Below are 14,054 nucleotides of genomic sequence, written 5' to 3'. Positions count from 1 at the left end.
CGCGTCTACCGGGCGCTGGTCGCGTCGGTCGGCTGCACCACCTCGGTCAGCCACGCGAGGATGCGGGCGTCGAACCAGTCGGCGTCGTGGTTCCAGAGCTTGGTGTGCCGCGCGGTGGTCTGCACCTCGAGCCGGACGATGTCCGGCCGCGCCCGCGCGAGGTCGTGCGACGCGGACGACGGCACGAACCCGTCGTCGTCGCTGTGCAGGATGAGGATCGGCACCGTCAGCTCGTCCGAGCGGGCGACCATGTCGAGCTCGCGCAGGTCGACCGGGTGCTGCAGACCGGCGACCCGGTGCAGGACGGGTGTGCGGAGGACGCGCTGGGCGACCTTGCGGACCGGCCGCGGCAGCTTGAGCACCCGGCTCTGCGACTTCAGCACCGCGTGCCAGTCGACGACCGGGGACTCGAGGACGACGCCGTCGACGAGTCCGGCGAACCGAGAGCGGACGAGGGTCTGCAGCACGACCGCGCCGCCCATCGACCACCCCATCAGCACGACGCTGCTCGCACCCCGCGCGGACAGCCACCGGAGGACCGCGTCGACGTCCTCCCACTCGGTGCTGCCGAGGCCGTACCGACCGTCGGCGCTCCGCGGGGCGACGCCGTCGTTCCGCCACGACGCGAGGACGACCGAGTAGCCGGCGGCGCGGAAGACCGGCACCGCCCGGATCGTCTCGGCGCGGGTCACGCCGCGGCCGTGCACCAGGACCGCCCACGGTGCGTCGGGGTCGTCGGCGCGGACGACCCAGGCCGGTGCGGGACCGTTCGGCGTGGGGACGTCGACGTCCTCGACGGGGACGTCCAGCTCGCCGGGGGTCAGGTAGAACCAGCCGCCCCAGCGTCCGCGTCGCGCGGCGGTCGGGTCGCCCGCGTCGACCGCGATGATCCGCCGGGTGACCGTCGTCTCCGTCGTGCCGAGGACCTCGCCGATCCGCATGTGCCCGGTACCGCCGCCGAACCACAGGCTGTAGCGGCCCTGCAGCTCCGTGTCGGCGGTGCGTTCGAGCGTGACGGTCATCGCGTCGGTGTCGACGGCGTGGATCGGGACGCGTTCGGTGCGCTTGCGGTCGGGCGTCACGACGGCACGGGCGACGGCGGCGACGAAGCCACCGACCACCGCGGTGGCGACGGCTGCCGCCGCGATGCCCGCCCCCAGGGCGACGAAACCGGCCGATCGTGCGGTCTCCTGGACGACGTCCTCGGCGGGTCGCGCGGATCGGGACATGGCCGGGAGCCTAGTCTGCATGCGTGTCCGATTCCCGAGAGCCCGAGGCCTTCGCGCGACTGCGTGCGTTCGTCGAGTCGGGCGGGACCCGCACCGAGACCACCGTCACCGAGATCCCCTCGCCCTCGCGGATCGCGCCGTACTCGATCGCCCTCGCGGCGGACGTCAGCGGAGCCGTGCACGGCATCGACTCGGACCTCGGGACCGGCCGGTTCATCGCCCTGTACGACCCCGAGGAACCCGAGGGCTGGGGCGGCGCGTTCCGCGTCGTGACCTTCGCCCAGGCGCCCCTCGAGCCGGAGATCGGCGTCGACGAGTTCGTCGCCGACGTGACGTGGAGCTGGCTCGTCGACGCGCTCGCGGCGCACGGCGCGACGTACGACCGGGCATCGGGGACGGCGACCAAGATCATCTCGCGCGGCTACGGCGACCTCGCGGCCCAGGGGGACGGCGCACAGCTCGAGCTCCGGGCCTCGTGGACGCCCCGCGACGAGGACCTCACCGCGCACGTCGAGGCCTGGGAGGAGATCGTGGCGATGCTCGCCGGTCTCCCGCCGGCCTCGGACGGCGTGACGCTGCTGGCTCCGAGGAGGACCACGAAGTGACCGACCCCGCCGCACCCGCCGGCACCCCCGCTCCGTCCGGCTCCCCCGCCGAATCCGGCGGCGCCGCTGCCTCGGGTCGCACCGCAGCGTCCGGCGACGCCGCTGCCTCCGGTCGCACCGCAGCGTCCGGCGACGCCGCTCCGACGGGCCGCACCACGCGCGGCGGCGGCGCCACGCGTCCGGCGGACCCGGCGTTCGAGGCCGCGCACGCCACGGTGCACGTCATCGAGGAGCACGACGAGTACCTCGAGGCCGTCCGTGCGATCGCCGCCGGCCACGGGCCCGTCGCGGTCGACGCCGAGCGCGCCAGCGGCTACCGGTACTCGCAGCGGGCGTACCTCATCCAGGTCTTCCGCCGCGGCGCGGGCGCCTTCCTGTTCGACCCGATCGCGATCGGCGACTTCTCCGAGCTGCAGGACGCGATCGTCGACGAGGAGTGGCTGTTCCACGCCGCCTCGCAGGACCTGCCCTGCCTGCAGGAGGTCGGCCTGGTCCCGACCCGCATCTTCGACACCGAGCTCGGGGCCCGCATCGCCGGGTTCCCCCGCGTGGGCCTCGGAGCGGTCGTCGAGCAGCTGCTCGGCATCACGCTCGCCAAGGCGCACTCGGCCGCCGACTGGTCGACCCGACCGCTGCCGCAGGCCTGGCTGGTCTACGCCGCGCTCGACGTCGAGCTGCTCCCCGACCTCCGCGACGCGCTCGCGACCGAGCTCGAGGCCGCGGGCAAGTCGCGCATCGCCGCCGAGGAGTTCGCGGCGGTCCTCGCACGAGCCCCGAAGCCGCCCCGCGCCGAGCCCTGGCGTCGCCTGTCCGGCATGCACGCCCTGCGCGGTGCACGGGCCCTCGCGATCGCCCGGGCGCTGTGGACGGCCCGTGACGCGTTCGCGCGCGAGACCGACGTCGCGCCCGGCCGGACGATCCCGGACTCCGCGATCGTCGCCGCCGCCGCTGCCGCCCCCGCGACGAAGGCCGAGCTCAGCGCGGTCAAGGCCTTCACCGGCCGCGCGAGCCGCTCCGAACTCGACCGCTGGTGGGCCGCCGTGGAGGAGGGCCGCACGACGGACGACCTGCCGAAGCTCCGCGGCTCCGGCGAGGCCACGCTGCCGCCGCCCCGCGCCTGGGCGGAGCGCAACCCGGAGGCCGACCGCCGGTACAAGGCGGCCCGTGCGGCGGTCGTCGCCCGGGCGGAGGAGCTCGACCTGCCCGTCGAGAACCTGCTCACGCCGGAGACCCTCCGCGTGGTCTCGTGGGACCCGCCGAAGCCGATCGCGACCGAGACCGTGGGCGCCGCCCTCGCGTCCCACGACGCGCGGCCGTGGCAGGTCGAGGAGACCGCTTCGCTCATCGCACACGCCTTTGTCGCAGACGCACAGGAGCCTGCTGCGGAGAGCAACACCGACTCGTAGGAACACCCCAACGGGCATGCGTCCGCCCAGCCTCGGGGCATAGCGTCGAGGCCGTCGCCGGGTGCAGCCCGGCAGGTCGGGGCGACAGGTGTCCCGACTCGATCAGTGAGGATCTGGAGGCCCAGATTGCCCAAGGCATCAGACGTCGTCTTCGTGGACGGCGTTCGCACCCCGTTCGGACGAGCAGGCGAGAAGGGGGTGTTCTGGAAGACCCGCGCGGACGACCTCGCGGTCCACGCGATGCGGGGGCTCCTCGACCGGAACGCCCAGCTCGACGGAGCGGCGGTCGACGACGTCGCCGTGGCCGCCACCACCCAGCAGGGCGACCAGGGCCTGACCCTCGGCCGGACCGTGGGCATGCTCGCCGGGCTGCCGAAGTCGGTTCCCGGCTACGCCATCGACCGCATGTGCGCGGGCGCCATGACGAGCGTCACGACGCTCGCCGGCGCGATCGCCTTCGGCGCCGCGGACGTGGCGATCGCCGGTGGCGTCGAACACATGGGTCGCCACCCCATGGGGTTCAACGCGGACGTCAACCCGCGCTTCGTGGCCGAGCGCATGGTCGCGAGCGACGCGCTCGTCATGGGCAGCACGGCCGAGCGCCTGCACGACCGTTTCCCCGCCATCACGAAGGACCGCACCGACGCCTTCGCCGTCCAGTCCCAGCAGCGCTACGCCGCCGCCTGGGGCGCCGGCAAGCTGCAGCCCGACGTGGTCCCCGTCGAGGTCAACACCGGACAGGGCTGGGACGTCGTCACGGCGGACGAGCCGCCGCGACCGGGCACCACCCTGGAGGCGCTGGCCGCCCTGCGCACGCCGTTCCGGCCCCACGGACGGGTCACCGCCGGCAACGCGGCAGGCCTGAACGACGGCGCCACGATGAGCCTGCTCGCGTCCGAGGAGGGCGCCAAGCAGCACGGCCTGCCGACGAAGATGCGCATGGTCTCGTTCGCCTTCGCGGGCGTCGACCCCGAGGTCATGGGCATCGGCCCGGTCCCCGCGACCGACAAGGCGCTCCGCAAGGCCGGGCTGACGATCGACGACATCGGTCTGTTCGAGATCAACGAGGCGTTCGCCGTCCAGGTGCTCGCCTTCCTCGACAACTACGGCATCGCGCAGGACTCCCCGAACGTGAACGCCTGGGGCGGCGCGATCGCCGTCGGGCACCCGCTCGCGTCGAGCGGTGTCCGGCTCATGAACCAGCTCGCGGCGCAGTTCGCCGAGCGGCCGGACGTCCGGTACGGCATCACCACGATGTGCATCGGGCTCGGCCAGGGCGGGACCGTCATCTGGGAGAACCCGAACTTCAGCAAGAGCGCGGCACGGAAGGCGGCCTGAGCATGACCACCACCCCGATCGACCAGCTGACCGCGCTGAGCGAGGACGAGGTCGTCACGCACTCGTACGTCAAGCACGTGGCGCTGCCCTCCGGTGGCACCCTCGCGCTCATCACGCTCGACAACGGCAAGGACTACAAGCGTCCGTCGACGCTCGGCCCGCGCACCATGCGCGAGCTGTCCGACGTGCTCGACACCCTGCGCGACGAGGCCGCGAAGGGCGACGTCCAGGCCGTCGCGATCACCGGCAAGGAGTACTGCTTCGCCGCCGGCGCCGACCTGTCGCAGGCCGCGGCGCTGCCGTCCCGCGAGGTCGCACACGAGCTCGGCGTGCTCGGGCACGCGACGCTCCGGAAGTTCAGCGAGCTGGGGGTGCCCTCGTTCGCGTTCGTGAACGGGATCGCCCTCGGCGGCGGCCTCGAGGTCGCGCTGCACTGCACCTACCGGGTGTTCTCCTCCGCAGCGCAGGGCATCGGTCTGCCCGAGGTGTTCCTCGGGATCATCCCCGGCTGGGGCGGCGCGACGCTGCTCCCCCGCCTGATCGGTCCGGAGAAGGCGCTCCGCGTCATCGTCGAGAACCCGCTCAAGAACAACCGCCTGATGGACGGTCCGGCCGCGGTCGAGATCGGCATCGGCGACGCCCTCATCCCGTCGGTCACGTTCCTGCCCTCGGCGGTCGCGTGGGCCGACGGCGTCGTGTCCGGTCGGACGAAGGTCAAGCGCGCCAACGAGCCCGGGATGCTCGAGAAGGCCGCGTGGGGCACGGTCGTCAAGGTCGCCCGCCAGCAGGTCGCGTCGAAGATCGGCACGGTGCCGAAGTCGCCGTTCCGCGCGCTCGACCTCGTCGCCGCCGCGAAGTCCGGCTCGCTCGAGGAGCGCTTCGCCGGTGAGGACGACGCACTCGCCGACCTCCTCGCCGGGGACCAGTTCGCGGCGTCGATGTACGCGTTCGACCTCGTCCAGAAGCGCGCGAAGCGTCCGGTGGGTGCCCCCGCCGACGTCGAGGCGAAGAAGATCACGAAGGTCGGTGTCCTCGGCGCCGGGCTCATGGCGTCGCAGTTCGCGCTCCTGTTCGCCCGCCGCCTCGGTGTGCCGGTCGTCATCACCGACGTCGACCAGGCGCGCGTGGACGCGGGTGTCGAGCGCATCCGCGGCGAGGTCGCCAAGCTCCGCGAGAAGGGGCGCATCTCCCCCGACGACGCGAACCGGATCTCGGCGCTCGTCAGCGGTTCGGTGTCCTACGACGCGTTCGCGGACGCCGACTGGGTCATCGAGGCCGTCTTCGAGGAGATGAGCGTCAAGCAGGAGGTGTTCCGGAAGATCGAGCAGGTCATCGCCCCGGACGCGATCCTGGCGACGAACACGTCCTCGCTGTCGGTGTCCGAGATGGGCTCGGTCCTGTCCGACCCGTCGCGGCTCGTCGGCTTCCACTTCTTCAACCCGGTCGCCGTGATGCCCCTGCTCGAGGTCGTCCGGACCGAGCAGACATCGGACGAGACGCTGGCAACCGCGCTGGCCGTCGCGAAGACGCTCAAGAAGACCGCGATCATCACGGCCGACCAGCCGGGCTTCGTCGTGAACCGGGTGCTCGCCCGTGTCCTCGGCGAGGCCATGCGCGGCGTCGAGGAGGGCACCTCCTTCGAGACCGTCGCCGAGGGTGCGGCACCGCTCGGCCTCCCGATGTCGCCCTTCGAGCTGCTCGAACTGGTCGGCCTGCCGGTCGGCGCACACGTGCTCGACTCGCACCACGCCGCCTGGCCGGAGCGCTTCTACCCCGGTGACGGGCTGAAGCGGATCGCCGAGCACGGGACGATCCTGACCCGCGACAAGAAGGGCAACGCGACCGGGTACGACCCCGCTGCCGTGAAGCTCGTCGCACCCGCGAAGAAGGACGCGAAGCCGGTCGACGCCGCCGAGATGCAGCGCCGGTTCGAGGACGCCCTGGCCGACGAGGTGCACCGCATGCTCGAGGACCACGTGGTCGAGCACGTCGAGGAGATCGACCTCGGTCTGATCCTCGGCGCCGGTTACCCGTTCCAGGCCGGTGGCATCAGCCCGTACCTCGACCGTTCCGGTGCCTCGGAGCGGGTCTTCGGCGGCACGTTCCACGACCCGGCGATCGTCGGCCCCGCCTCGCGCTAGCCGCGCCCTGCACAAGCGGAAGCAGCTCGCGCCACGGATCCCCGTGGCGCGAGGTGCTTTCCGTTGTGCGCGAGCACGTCGCGCCGCCGAGCGGCGCCAGCGGCGCCAGCGGCGCCAGCGGCGCCGAGCGGCACGCCCCGCGCACCGCGCCCTCAGCGCCCGGCGGACTCCCGCGACCGCGCCGGCTTCGCCTGCGGCACCTTCGTCCCGACGACCTGGTCGATGACGTCCCGGGCGATCACCTGCGCGGTCAGCCCCGCGTCCGCCAGGATCTCGGACCGCGACGCGTGGTCGATGAACGCGTCCGGCAACCCGAGTTCGTTCACGCCCGTGTCGACCCCCGCGGCGCGCAGGTCCTGGCGCAGCCGCGTGCCGACGCCGCCGACGCGCACACCGTCCTCGATCGTGATGACGAGCCGGTGCTCGCGGGACAGGTCGACGAGCGACCCGGGGACGGGCACGACCCAGCGCGGGTCGACGACGGTCGCGCCGATCCCCTGCGCCTCGAGCAGCGCCGCCGCGTCGAGCGCCACGGGCACCATCGAGCCGACGGCCACGATGAGCACGTCCGGCTCCTGTCCGTCGGCCGGGTCGCGGAGCACGTCGACCCCGTCGGCCAGTCGTCGGAGCGCCGGCAGGTCCGGGCCGACCGACCCCTTCGACCAGCGCAGCACGGTCGGGGCGTCGTCGACGGCCACGGCCTCGCGGAGTTCCTCGCGCAGCGTGACGGCGTCCCGGGGGGCCGCGATGCGGATCCCGGGCACGACCTGCAGCAGCGCGAGGTCCCACATCCCGTGGTGCGACGGCCCGTCCGGCCCGGTGATGCCGGCACGGTCGAGGACGAACGTCACGCCGGCGCGGTGCAGGGCGACGTCCATGAGCACCTGGTCGAACGCCCGGTTCAGGAAGGTCGCGTAGAGCGCCACCACGGGGTGCAGCCCGCCGTACGCCAGGCCGGCGGCGGTCGTCACGGCGTGCTGCTCGGCGATGCCGACGTCGATCACGCGGGACGGGTGCCGCTCCTGGAACAGGTGCAGCCCGGTCGGGCGGAGCATCGCCGCGGTGATCGCGACGATCCGCTCGTCCTCCGAGCCGATGTCCGCGAGCGTCGAGGCGAACACCGACGTCCACGACGGCCCCGACGACACGTCGAGCGACTCGCCGGTCTCCGGGTCGATGTGCCCGACCGCGTGGAACTGGTCGGCCTGGTCGCGGAGCGCCGGCTCGAAGCCGTGCCCCTTCTCGGTGATCGCGTGCACGATCGTCGGCGCGCCGTAGGCCTTCGCCTGCCGGAGCGCCGCCTCCATCGCGCGCTGGTCGTGCCCGTTCACCGGACCGATGTACTTGATGTCGAGGTTCGAGTACAGCGCCTCGTTGTTCGTGAACCGGGCGAGGAACCCGTGCAGCCCCCCACGCAGCCCACGGTAGAACGCCCGACCGGGTGCGCCGAAGTGCGATGCGACCGCCTGCGACTTCTCGAACAGCGCGCGGTACTCGCGGCGCGTGCGCACCGAGCTGAGGAACCGGGCCATGCCGCCGATCGTCGGGGCGTAGGACCGCCCGTTGTCGTTCACGACGATCACGAGCCGGCGGTCGTTGCTGTCCGAGATGTTGTTGAGCGCCTCCCACGTCATCCCGCCGGTCAGCGCGCCGTCACCGACGACGGCGACCACGGTGCGGTCGTCCTGCCCGGTCTGCCGGAAGGCGCGGGAGATCCCGTCCGCCCAGGACAGCGACGAGGACGCGTGCGAGGACTCGACGATGTCGTGCTCCGACTCGGACCGCTGCGGGTAGCCCGCGAGCCCGCCCCGCTCCCGGAGGCGCGAGAAGTCCTGCCGCCCCGTGACGAGCTTGTGCACGTACGACTGGTGCCCCGTGTCGAACACGAACGGGTCGTGCGGGGAGTCGAACACGCGGTGCATCGCGAGGGTGAGCTCCACGACACCGAGGTTCGGCCCCAGGTGCCCGCCGGTCTTCGCGACCTCGGCGACGAGGAACCGCCGGATCTCCGCGGCGAGGTCGGTCATCTGCGCGTCCGACAGACGCTTCAGATCGCGCGGCGACGTGATGCTCGAGAGCAGGCTCACGGGCGCTCCTTTCGTGGGGCAGGCCCCCACACTATCCGCGCGACCGGACGACGGACTGGAGGCCCGTGGCGGTGTCGCCACGGGCCTCCGGTCCGTCAGGTGGTCGCGTCAGCGACCGGTGCGCGCGTCGCGCGCCGTGCTCACACGAGCGAGCGGAGCACGTACTGCAGGATCCCGCCGTTGCGGTAGTAGTCCGCCTCACCGGGGGTGTCGATGCGGACGACCGCGTCGAACTCGACGGTCTGCTTGCCCGCCGGCGAGTGCTCGCTCGGCTCGGCCGTGACGTGCACGGTCTTGGGCGTGCGGCCCTCGTTGAGCTCGGTCAGACCGGAGATCGAGACGACCTCGGTGCCGTCGAGCCCGAGCGAGTCCGCCGACTCCCCCGCCGGGAACTGCAGCGGGACGACGCCCATGCCGATGAGGTTCGAGCGGTGGATGCGCTCGAAGCTCTCGGTGATGACCGCCTTGACGCCCAGCAGGTTCGTGCCCTTGGCCGCCCAGTCACGCGACGAACCGGAGCCGTACTCCTTGCCACCGAAGATGACGAGCGGGATGCCCTGCTCCTGGTAGTGCTGCGACGCGTCGTAGATGAACGACTGCTCGCCGTCGGCCGTGGTGAAGTCGCGGGTGTAGCCGCCCTCGACCCCGGCGCCGTCGTTGGCCGAGGCCAGGAGCTGGTTGCGGAGACGGATGTTCGCGAACGTCCCGCGGATCATCACCTCGTGGTTGCCGCGACGCGACCCGTACGAGTTGAAGTCCTTGCGGTCCACACCGTGCTCGTCGAGGTAGCGACCTGCGGGGCTGTCCGCCTTGATCGAGCCGGCCGGCGAGATGTGGTCGGTCGTGACCGAGTCGCCGAGCTTCGCGAGCACACGGGCACCGGAGATGTCCGACACCGGGTCGGGCTGCATCGTCATGCCCTCGAAGTACGGGGGCTTCCGGACGTAGGTCGACTCCTGGTCCCACTCGAACGTGTCGCCCGTCGGGGTCGGCAGGTTCTTCCAGCGGTCGTCGCCCTCGAACACCGAGCCGTACTCGTGCGTGAACATCTCGGTGTCGATCGAGGTGTCGATGACCTGCTGCACCTCGGCCGCGTCGGGCCAGATGTCCTGCAGGTAGACGTCGTTGCCGTCCTGGTCGGTGCCGAGTGCGTCGGCGTCGAAGTCGAAGTGCATCGACCCGGCGAGGGCGTACGCGATGACCAGCGGCGGCGAGGCCAGGTAGTTCATCTTCACGTCGGGGTTGATGCGGCCCTCGAAGTTGCGGTTGCCCGAGAGCACCGCGGTCACGGCGAGGTCGTTGTCCTGCACGGCCTGCGAGATCTCCTCGGGCAGCGGGCCCGAGTTGCCGATGCAGGTGGTGCAGCCGTAGCCGACCGTGTAGAAGCCGAGCTCCTCGAGGTAGCTGGTGAGACCGGCCTTCTCGTAGTAGTCGGTGACGACCTTCGAACCCGGCGCGAGGGTGGTCTTCACCCACGGCTTGGCCTTCAGGCCCTTCTTCGCCGCGTTCCGGGCGAGGATGCCCGCGGCCATCATGACCGAGGGGTTCGACGTGTTCGTGCACGAGGTGATCGCTGCGATCGCGACCGCGCCGTGGTCGATCGTGAACGTGTCACCGTCGCCGACCGTGACCGAGGTCGGCTTCGAGACCGTGCCGGGCGCGCTCGAGGCGTGCACCGGGACCTCGGACGCCTGGGCGTCCTGCAGGTCGTCGACCGCGTGCTCGTCGCCGGGCGCCGCGGCGACCGGGTCGGATGCCGGGAAGGTGTCGGCGACGGCCTTGTCCTCTTCCGAGTGGTCGATGCTCGCGTAGTTGGCGAGGTCGACCTCGAACTGGTCCTTGGCCTTCGACAGCTCGATGCGGTCCTGCGGACGCTTCGGGCCGGAGATCGAGGGGACGACCGTCGACAGGTCGAGCTCCATGTACTCCGAGTAGGCCGGCTCGACCGAGGGGTCGTGCCAGAGGCCCTGCTCCTTGGCGTACGCCTCGACGAGGGCGATCTGCGCGTCGTCGCGGCCGGTCAGGCGCAGGTAGTCGAGCGTGACGTCGTCGACGGGGAAGATCGCGGCCGTCGAGCCGAACTCGGGGCTCATGTTGCCGATGGTCGCGCGGTTCGCGAGCGGGACCGCCGAGACGCCCTCGCCGTAGAACTCGACGAACTTGCCGACCACGCCGTGCTTGCGGAGCTCCTGCGTGATGGTGAGCACCACGTCGGTCGCGGTGACGCCGGCCGGGATCGCGCCGGACAGCTTGAAGCCCACGACCTTCGGGATGAGCATCGACACCGGCTGGCCGAGCATCGCGGCCTCGGCCTCGATGCCGCCGACGCCCCAGCCGAGCACGCCGAGGCCGTTCACCATCGTGGTGTGCGAGTCGGTGCCGACGAGGGTGTCCGGGTACGCGTAGAGCTCGCCGTCGAACTCGCGCGTGTACGTGACCTTCGCCAGGTACTCGATGTTCACCTGGTGGACGATGCCGGTGCCCGGCGGGACGACCTTGAAGTCCTCGAACGCGGTCTGGCCCCAGCGGAGGAACTGGTAGCGCTCACCGTTGCGCTCGTACTCGAGGTCGGTGTTGCGCTGCAGGGCGTCCTCGCGACCGAACAGGTCGGCGACGACGGAGTGGTCGATGACCATCTCGGCCGGGGACAGCGGGTTGATCTTGTTCGGGTCGCCGCCGATCTGCGCCATCGCCTCGCGCATGGTGGCGAGGTCGACGATGCAGGGCACGCCGGTGAAGTCCTGCATGACCACGCGGGCCGGCGAGAACTGGATCTCGGTGTCCGGGTCGGCCTCTGGCTTCCACGAGCCGAGGGCGCGGATCTGCGCTTCGGTGACGTTGGCCCCGTCCTCGGTGCGGAGGAGGTTCTCGAGCAGCACCTTCAGGCTGTACGGGAGCTTCTCGTGCCCGGGCACGGCGTCGATCCGGTGGATCGCGTAGTCGACACCCCCAACCGACAGTGTGTCCTTCGAGCCGAAGCTGTTGACTGCAGCCACTGTGCCGCCTCCCTGGTGATCGGTGTGCCCTCATCCTCGTGGGCCGCGGACCGTCCCACCAGCAAGGCAAACCTAATCCCGGGGCCGTGCGAGCGCCGCCGGGAAACTGTCTCGATGTCGAGACAACCCTACACCGCGGCGGTGTCGTCCCGACGCGTGAACACCGTGCGGACGAGCAGCCACGTGACCCAGAGCACGGCGGCGTAGAGCGGCACGCCGAGGATCAGCTTCAGCCCGGCGAGCAGCTCGACCTGCGCCGTCAGGTACAACGGCACCTCGACGGCCAGGCGGAGCGCGAACAGTCCGACCCAGACCCACGTGGCCACCGTCAGGACCCGCCGCTTCGCGGGGTCCGCGCGCCAGTCGACGTGCGAACCGTCCTCGGCCGCCGGCAGCAGGAAGCCGACGACGACGCCGATGAGCGGCCACCGGACCGCGAGCGACACGAGCAGTCCGACGAGCCACACGGCGTTGATCACGATGCCGGGGATGAAGTTCGTCTCGGCACGTCCGGTCAGGAGCGCGAGCCCGGCGGACACGGCCACGCCGAGGATGCCGGCGAACGACATCGTCACGGACTGCCGCTGCACCAGCCGGAGCACGACGAAGACGAGCCCGACGACGACCGGGATCACGACGCTCGGGACGAGCTCCTTCGTGATCGTGTAGACGACGAGGAACGCCAGGCCCGGAAGGATCGACTCGGCGAGCCCGCGGATCCCGCCGACGGCGCCGAGCAGGTCGCGGCCCGACGGCGTCTCGCCGGGTGCGACGCGGGCGATCCCGGCGTTCTGCACCGCGGCGCGGAACTGCTCCGAGAAGGTCGGCTGCGCCGCACCGGGCTCGCCCGCCACGGACGCACCCGTGCCGGACGCACCCGCACCGGCCGCGAGCGTGTCGGACGCGTCCGTCGGGACCGCGTCCGCCTCGGGACGTGGGCTGTCGTCGTGGACCGGCACCGTGCCTCCAGGCCTGATCGTGTGTCGGGACGGCGTCAGACGGCGCTCTGCGTCGCCTTCGGCATGTGCAGCGGGATGAGGTCGCGCGGCGGCATCGGCGTGGTGCCGCGCACCACGACCACGCTGCGGAACAGCTCCTCGATCTCGGTGGCGTCGTCGGGCTGCTCGGCGGCCTTGCCGGCGATCACGCCGCGGAGGAACCAGCGCGGGCCGTCGACCCCGACGAAGCGTGCCGGGCGGGCACCGTCGGTGGTGCCGGTGCCGTCGGTGACGACCGGCACGAGGGCACGGAGCTCGGGGCCGAAGGGACCCTCGACCTCGTCCACGGTGCCGCCCTGGCGCTCGATCTGCTCGGCGATCTGCGCGCGGATCTCGTGCCACAGGCCGGTCGACCGGGGCGCGGCGAACGGCTGGACCTGCAGCGTCGACTCGTCGTAGTCGAGGCCCACGGCGACGACGCGCTGCGAGCCCTCCTCGACCTCGAGACGCAGGTGCAGTCCCTCGCGCGGCAGGACCTTCACGCCACCGAGGTCGACGTACGGGCGCACCAGGTTCGCCTCGGTCTCGTCGTGCGGACCGTTCTCGGCACGGTCGGCCGGTGCGGACTTGTCGGTCGGGGCGACCGCGTCCACCTCGTCGACCCCGGCGTCGGCGTCCGTGGCGATGTCGAGCTCGGGCGTCGTGTCCGCCACCTCGGCGTCCGCGGCGACGGCGTCCGCCACCTCGACCTCGCTCTGCTTGCGTCGACCGAACTTCATGCGTCCGTTCCTTCCTCAACGTCGTGGGCGGCGCCGGGGGCACCGCTCCGGTCACCGTAGCCCGAGGACCCGAACCCGCCCTCACCGCGACCGCTCTCGGGCAGTGCGTCGACGCGGGTGAACGACACGCGCGGCACCGGCATGACGATCAGCTGGGCGATGCGGTCGCCGACGTGCACCTCGTACGGCTCGGTGGCGTCGGTGTTGAGCAGGGCGACCTTGACCTCGCCGCGGTAGCCCGCGTCGACGGTGCCAGGGGCGTTCACGATCGTGATGCCGTGCTTCGCCGCGAGGCCGCTGCGCGGGACGACGAAGGCGACGTGGCCGTCGGGCAGCGCGATGCGCAGGCCCGTCCCGACGAGGCGGCGCTCGCCCGGACGGAGCACGAAGGACTCGGTGGAGACGAGGTCGGCACCGGCGTCGCCGGGGTGCGCGTACGCGGGGGTGTTCTCCCCCGTCCAGAGGACGTCGACTGGTTCGGTCACGTGACGAGGGTAGTGCAGCCCGTGACCGTTCCGTGACCTGGACCGGTTCG

10 protein-coding genes are annotated in these 14,054 nt (G+C 72.0%); 4 read left to right on the top strand and 6 right to left on the bottom strand.

Going from position 1 to position 14,054, the window contains the following annotated elements; genetic code table 11:
* Positions 1-5 precede the first annotated feature (5 nt).
* On the bottom strand, positions 6-1,229 hold the full coding sequence (locus QOL15_RS07650) for a S9 family peptidase (protein WP_071246869.1): 1,224 nt from the start codon (positions 1,227-1,229) through the stop codon (positions 6-8).
* 23 nt (positions 1,230-1,252) lie between these two features.
* Here QOL15_RS07650 and QOL15_RS07645 point away from each other — a divergent pair, with 23 nt between their 5' ends.
* The 4 genes from QOL15_RS07645 (at position 1,253) to QOL15_RS07630 (ending at position 6,719) form a co-directional block, all read left to right on the top strand.
* Positions 1,253-1,834: a DUF3000 domain-containing protein gene (locus QOL15_RS07645; protein WP_065963916.1), complete on the top strand. Its 582-nt coding sequence runs from the start codon at positions 1,253-1,255 to the stop codon at positions 1,832-1,834.
* A 215-nt stretch (positions 1,835-2,049) separates the two neighbouring features.
* A complete protein-coding gene (locus QOL15_RS07640; RefSeq protein ID WP_071246948.1) occupies positions 2,050-3,240 on the top strand; it encodes an HRDC domain-containing protein in 1,191 nt (396 codons plus the stop codon).
* Positions 3,241-3,366: 126 nt separating this feature from the next.
* Positions 3,367-4,578: a thiolase family protein gene (locus QOL15_RS07635; RefSeq protein WP_065965055.1), complete on the top strand. Its 1,212-nt coding sequence runs from the start codon at positions 3,367-3,369 to the stop codon at positions 4,576-4,578.
* A 2-nt stretch (positions 4,579-4,580) separates the two neighbouring features.
* Positions 4,581-6,719: a 3-hydroxyacyl-CoA dehydrogenase NAD-binding domain-containing protein gene (locus QOL15_RS07630; RefSeq protein ID WP_071246867.1), complete on the top strand. Its 2,139-nt coding sequence runs from the start codon at positions 4,581-4,583 to the stop codon at positions 6,717-6,719.
* A 152-nt stretch (positions 6,720-6,871) separates the two neighbouring features.
* Here the strand turns inward: QOL15_RS07630 and dxs are convergent, their stop codons facing one another.
* From dxs to dut, 5 genes are all read right to left on the bottom strand, one after another.
* The gene (gene dxs / locus QOL15_RS07625) at positions 6,872-8,806 is read right to left on the bottom strand and encodes a 1-deoxy-D-xylulose-5-phosphate synthase (RefSeq protein ID WP_071246865.1); all 1,935 of its coding nucleotides are present in this window, start codon (positions 8,804-8,806) and stop codon (positions 6,872-6,874) included.
* Positions 8,807-8,946: 140 nt separating this feature from the next.
* A complete protein-coding gene (locus tag QOL15_RS07620) occupies positions 8,947-11,802 on the bottom strand; it encodes an aconitate hydratase (RefSeq protein ID WP_071246863.1) in 2,856 nt (951 codons plus the stop codon).
* 128 nt (positions 11,803-11,930) lie between these two features.
* Positions 11,931-12,761, bottom strand: coding sequence for a DUF3159 domain-containing protein (locus tag QOL15_RS07615; RefSeq protein ID WP_254784103.1), 831 nt, complete (start codon positions 12,759-12,761; stop codon positions 11,931-11,933).
* 35 nt (positions 12,762-12,796) lie between these two features.
* A complete protein-coding gene (locus QOL15_RS07610) occupies positions 12,797-13,519 on the bottom strand; it encodes a DUF3710 domain-containing protein (RefSeq protein ID WP_253181672.1) in 723 nt (240 codons plus the stop codon).
* Positions 13,516-14,004 (bottom strand): dUTP diphosphatase, encoded by a 489-nt coding sequence (gene dut / locus QOL15_RS07605; protein WP_071246861.1) that lies wholly within the window; start codon positions 14,002-14,004, stop codon positions 13,516-13,518. The genes QOL15_RS07610 and dut overlap by 4 nt, the downstream gene beginning before the upstream one ends.
* Positions 14,005-14,054: the final 50 nt, after the last annotated feature.

Origin of the sequence: Curtobacterium sp. MCBA15_012, assembly GCF_001864935.2 — a bacterium.
Lineage (GTDB): Bacteria > Actinomycetota > Actinomycetes > Actinomycetales > Microbacteriaceae > Curtobacterium.
Note: the sequence above shows the minus strand (reverse complement) of the source record. Positions and strands in the feature narration are given on the sequence as shown.